This is a genomic window from Actinokineospora sp., from assembly GCF_050699995.1.
Taxonomy (GTDB): domain Bacteria; phylum Actinomycetota; class Actinomycetes; order Mycobacteriales; family Pseudonocardiaceae; genus Actinokineospora.
In genome coordinates, this window is record NZ_JBOHGC010000185.1 from 1 (window position 1) to 4,837 (window position 4,837).

The following is a 4,837-nucleotide window of genomic DNA, read 5'->3' on the forward strand; positions in this document are numbered from 1 at the left end:
GTTGCGATCCTCGCTGGCTCCGAAGGACCAGCGCTGCCGCTTAGGAAGCCTCCCAGGTGGTCGGCATCCGCTCGTTGCGATCCTCGCTGGATCCTGAAGGACCAGCGCTGCCCCAGTCTGTCAGAGCGTTCCACCATCCTGTCGGATGACCGATCCTCGAACACAACTGGAGCAGATTGCTGACCCTATTTCGCGGCGATCATGACGGTGCTCCAATTTTTGCTCCACTTAGGTGCACCACTGTCCACTTGGGACGCATAAACAAGATCGCCCTCCGGTCCTGTTTGCACAGGTCAGCGGGCGAAATTGAAAGCAATTCACTTGTGGAGCTGAGGGGACTCGAACCCCTGACCCTCACACTGCCAGTGTGATGCGCTACCAGCTGCGCCACAGCCCCGGGTCGGTCACGTTCGGGAGGGGGCTCCCTGGCGTGTGTGAGTAGGTTACCCCAAGGGTTGCGGGCGGTTGAAATCGGGGGTCTTCCCAGGAGGCCGTCGGGGTGTTAGACCGGTGATCGTGACCGTACTGGACAGCGTCGTCCCTATGGTGGACGCGAACGCCGAAGGCATGACCGCCGACCGTCGTCGGGAGCTGCAGCGGCAGCGGCTTGGTGACCTGATCGATCGTCTGCTGGCCGCGGGTGGGATTCAGGCTCAGCGGCTGCGTGACTGCGGGGTTCGCAGAGGGGACGATGCCGACCTGGACGATCTCGCGCGGTTGCCGACTGTGCGTAAGCGGGACCTCTGGGAGCACTATCCGCATGGGTTGCGGGCGGTCGACGCCGAGGAGATCGTCTGCGTCCACGGCTCCTCCGGCACCGGCGGCCGCCCCACCCTGGTCCCCTATACCGCCGCTGACCTGGACATCTGGGCGCAGGTGATGGCTCGGGCGCTGGGCGGCGCGGGGGCGACGCGGCGGAGCGTGGTGCATAACGCCTATGGGTATGGGCTGTTCACCGGGGGTGTGGGGGTGCACCACGGTGCCATTCGGCTCGGTGCGACTGTCGTGCCGGTGTCCGGTGGGATGACCGACCGGCAGATCCGGCTCATCCAGGACCTGCGCCCCGACGTCCTGACCTGCACGCCCTCCTACGCGATCCACCTGGGTGAGGCGATGGTCGCCGCCGGTGTGGAACCCACGAGCCTCAAGGTCGGGGTGCACGGCGCCGAGCCGTGGTCGTATGAGATGCGGGATCAGATCGAGCGGCTGCTCGGGATTCGCGCGCTCGACATCTACGGGCTTTCGGAGATCATCGGGCCGGGGGTGGCGGCCGAGTCGCTGGACTCCGAGGGGATGTTGAACGTCGCCGAGGACCACTTCTTCGTCGAGTGCGTCGACGGTGACGGCAACCCGGTGCCGGACGGCACGCCGGGCGAGCTGGTGTTCACCACGCTCACCAAGACCGGGATGCCGCTGCTGCGCTACCGGACCGGCGACGTCGCCACCCTCGCTGAGCCCGTCAAGGGCTCTCCCAGGACGCTGCGCCGGATGTCGAAGCTGCTGGGCCGGACCGACGACATGCTGGTCGTGCGCGGGGTCAACGTCTTCCCCACCGAGGTCGAGGCCGTCCTCCTGGCCGACGCCAGGGTCAGCCCGCACTACCTGATCATCGACGACCGCCGCCAGGCCGCCCGTCCTGAGCTGCGGGTCGCGGTGGAGCCGATGGGCCCGACGTCTGACGAGACGCTGGCCGCCGAGCTGGGCGCGGCGCTGCGGGAGCGGCTGGGGATCGGCTGTGACGTCCGCGTTCTCCAGCCGGGCAGCGTGCCGCGCACCGAGACGGGCAAGGCGCGCCGCCTGGTCCGGTGGACCGAGGGCGACGCGCCGCTGCCCGGGATCGGGTGAGTCAGCCGGTCAGCTTGGTGAGCCAGTTCGGGTCTTCGGTGTCGATGGCCTTGCCACCGGAGGCCATGGTCGGGGTGCCGAAGCCCTTCTGACCGTTGAACTCCTGCTGCAGGGCCTCGTCGGAACGCGCCTTCTGGTACTCCTCGGTGACCAGCGAGTCGTACTTGCCTGAGCGGACGCCGTCGACGAACGCCTGTGAGGTGACGCCGACGGCCTTGCCCAGCTCGATCAGCTGGTCCTTGGTCCACCCGCGCGCGCCCTCGGCGGGCTGGTCTTTGAACAGGCTCTTGTGGAAGGAGAGGAACTTGCCCTCGTCGGCGGCGAGCAGGCCAGCGTTGGCCGAGTCGGTGGAGTAGCCCTCCGGGTCGGACCGGTTGTTCAGCAGGTTGAGCATGTGGAAGCGGACCTTGAGGGTGCCGTCCTTGACCTTCTCCTCGATCTTGGGGCCGAATCCCTCCTCGAACACCGCGCACGCCGGGCAGAGAAAGTCCTCGTAGATGTCGAGGGTCGCCTTGGCCCCGTCCTTGCCGACCTCCACGACACCGCCGTCGCGCTTCACCGGGACGTCGAGCCGGACCGTCTGCACGGCGATCGCCTTGTCCTTGGTGGCGTTCTTCTGGTTGTTCGTGTAGATCACGCCGCCGATGACCGCGCCCGCGATCACCAGCACGGCCACCACCGCGAGGATGATCTTGCTCCGGTCTCCGCCGCCGCTCCTCGCCGCCGCGACCGCCTTGGCGCCCGCCGCCGGGGCGCTCCCCTGCTGCTTGCGCTTGCGTGCGCTGCGCTCCGCTCCACCCACCTGTCCGACCTTCCTAACTCGTCTCCACGACACTGCTCCGCGCGCCGAACCGGCCGTCGACGGAGAACCACGTCCTCGGCCGGATCGCCAGCCACACCGCCAACGCCAGGAAACCGAGGTCCCGGGCGATCTCCTGCGGATACTTCGTCTGCCCCTCGGCCACCGGTCCGCCGCCGCCGAAGCAGCCGCAATCGATACTTAGCCCACGCGCCCACGACTGCGCCACCGCGGCGATGAACGCCAGCAGCACCAGCATCGACAACGTCGCCGACAGCCGCGTGCCGAGCCCGACGAGCAGCAGCACGCCGAGCGCGAGCTCGAGGAACGGCATCGCCGCGGCGACGACGCTCACCATTGCGCTGGGCAGCAGGTCGTAGGCCTGAACCGCGATGAAGGTCTGGTTGGGATCGCTGACCTTGATCCAGCCGGAGACCAGCCACACCGCGGCGAGCCCGAGTCGGAGCAAAGTGCCGATACCGTCCGGAACGGACGCCTTGGTCACAGTGCGGAGGCTACCCGCGCACGCTGAGTGCAACCTGAGAAGCTGGACGCATGGCCACGCTGCCGGACCTGCCCGTGCGCTCCGCCCTGCCGGAGATCACCCGATTGGTTGATCTTCACGGCACGGCGGTGCTGGTCGCGCCGCCGGGGACCGGCAAGACCACCCTGGTGCCGCTCGCCTTGGCCGAGTCCGGCGGGACGGTGGTCGTCGCCGAGCCGCGCAGGCTGGCCGCGCGCGCCGCCGCCGCGCGGATGGCGGCCCTGCTGGGCGAGCCGGTGGGCCGCACGGTCGGCTACGCGGTCCGCGGCGACCGCAAGGCGTCGAAGGACACCCGGATCGAGGTCGTCACCTCGGGGCTTCTGGTGCGGCGCCTCCAATCCGACCCCGAGCTGTCCGGTGTGGACACCGTGCTGCTCGACGAGTGTCACGAGCGCCATCTCGACGCCGACCTGCTCTTGGCGCTGCTGCTCGACGCGCGCGACGGGCTGCGGCCGGACCTGCGGCTGCTGGCGACGAGCGCGACGGTCGCCGAGGAGAAGCTCGCCGCGCTGCTCGGCGACGCGCCGGTCATCCGGGTCGACGCGCGCACTTTTCCCGTCGACTACCGCTACCTGCCGCCCCTGCGCGGCGAGCGGATCGAGGCGTGCGTGGCGCGGGCTACCCGCACCGCGTTGTCCGAAGTGGATGGTGACGTCCTGGTGTTCCTGCCCGGCGCGGCGGAGATCCGTCGGGTCGCGGGCGCGCTCGCGGGCATCGATGCCGACGTCCTTGCCCTGCACGGCAGGCTTCCCGCCGGCGAGCAGGACGCGGCCCTCAAGCCGGGGCCGCGGCGGCGCGTGGTGTTGTCGACCGCGGTGGCGGAGTCCAGCCTCACGGTCCCGGGCGTGCGCGTGGTGGTAGACGCCGGGCAGTCCCGGGTGTCGCGTGTGGATCATCGGCGTGGGTTGGCGGGTCTGATCACCGTGCGGGTGTCGGCGGCGGTGGCCGACCAGCGGGCCGGGCGTGCGGGCCGCGAGGCGCCGGGGCGGGTGTACCGGTGCTGGCCGGAGCACGAGCACGCGACGCTGCCGCGCTACCCCGAGCCGGAGATCCGCAACGCCGACCTGACGCGACTGGCCCTCGAACTCGCCTGCTGGGGCACGCCCGACGGCAGCGGCCTGCGCTGGTGGGACACGCCTCCGGCGGGTCCGCTCGCGGCGGCGCAGGAGACGTTGCGCGCGCTGGGCGCCCTCGACGGGGAGACGGTGACCGCCCGTGGCACGGCGATCGCCCGGCTCGGCCTGCACCCGCGGATCGCACGGGCGCTGCTGGACGGCGCGGCCGAGTTCGGTGGGCGGGAAGCCGCGGAAGTGGTGGCCGTGCTTGACGACGACACGCTCGCGGCGAGCACCGACATCGACAGCAGCCTGCGCGCGCTGCGTGAGGGGTCGCCCAAGTCGCAGCGCTGGCGCCGGGAGGCAACCCGGCTCGCCCGGCTGGTCGAGGGCAAGTCGACCGGCCGCGTGGACCCGGCGCTGATCATCGCCTTGGCGCATCCGGAACGCCTGGCACGCAGGCGAGGCAAGGATTCCGCCGTCTACCTGATGGCGGGCGGCACGGCCGTGGAGTTGCCGCCGGGCAGTGGGCTCGGCGATCCGGAGTGGCTCGCCGTCGCGGTGGCGGACCGGGTGCCGGGCAGCGCGCACGGC

Annotated in this window: 4 protein-coding genes and 1 tRNA gene; 2 read left to right on the top strand and 3 right to left on the bottom strand. The window is 70.5% G+C overall.

All coding sequences use genetic code 11. The annotated features are described in order from the left end of the window. Positions 1-324: 324 nt before the first annotated feature. Positions 325-397 (bottom strand) — tRNA-Ala (locus ACRDSQ_RS10130). Positions 398-516: 119 nt separating this feature from the next. On the opposite strand from ACRDSQ_RS10130, the gene ACRDSQ_RS10135 reads away from it, so the two are divergent. Beyond that, entirely contained in the window at positions 517-1,845 is a 1,329-nt protein-coding gene (locus ACRDSQ_RS10135) for a phenylacetate--CoA ligase family protein (protein WP_431420593.1), read from the top strand. A gap of 1 nt (position 1,846) precedes the next feature. Here the strand turns inward: ACRDSQ_RS10135 and ACRDSQ_RS10140 are convergent, their stop codons facing one another. Further along, positions 1,847-2,647 (bottom strand): DsbA family protein, encoded by an 801-nt coding sequence (locus ACRDSQ_RS10140; RefSeq protein ID WP_431420594.1) that lies wholly within the window; start codon positions 2,645-2,647, stop codon positions 1,847-1,849. A gap of 13 nt (positions 2,648-2,660) precedes the next feature. Beyond that, positions 2,661-3,122, bottom strand: a complete 462-nt coding sequence (locus tag ACRDSQ_RS10145; protein WP_431420596.1) for a MauE/DoxX family redox-associated membrane protein — start codon at positions 3,120-3,122, stop codon at positions 2,661-2,663. 77 nt (positions 3,123-3,199) lie between these two features. Here ACRDSQ_RS10145 and ACRDSQ_RS10150 point away from each other — a divergent pair. Further along, a partial coding sequence (locus ACRDSQ_RS10150; protein ID WP_431420595.1) for a helicase-related protein occupies positions 3,200-4,837 on the top strand: 1,638 nt, incomplete at its 3' end.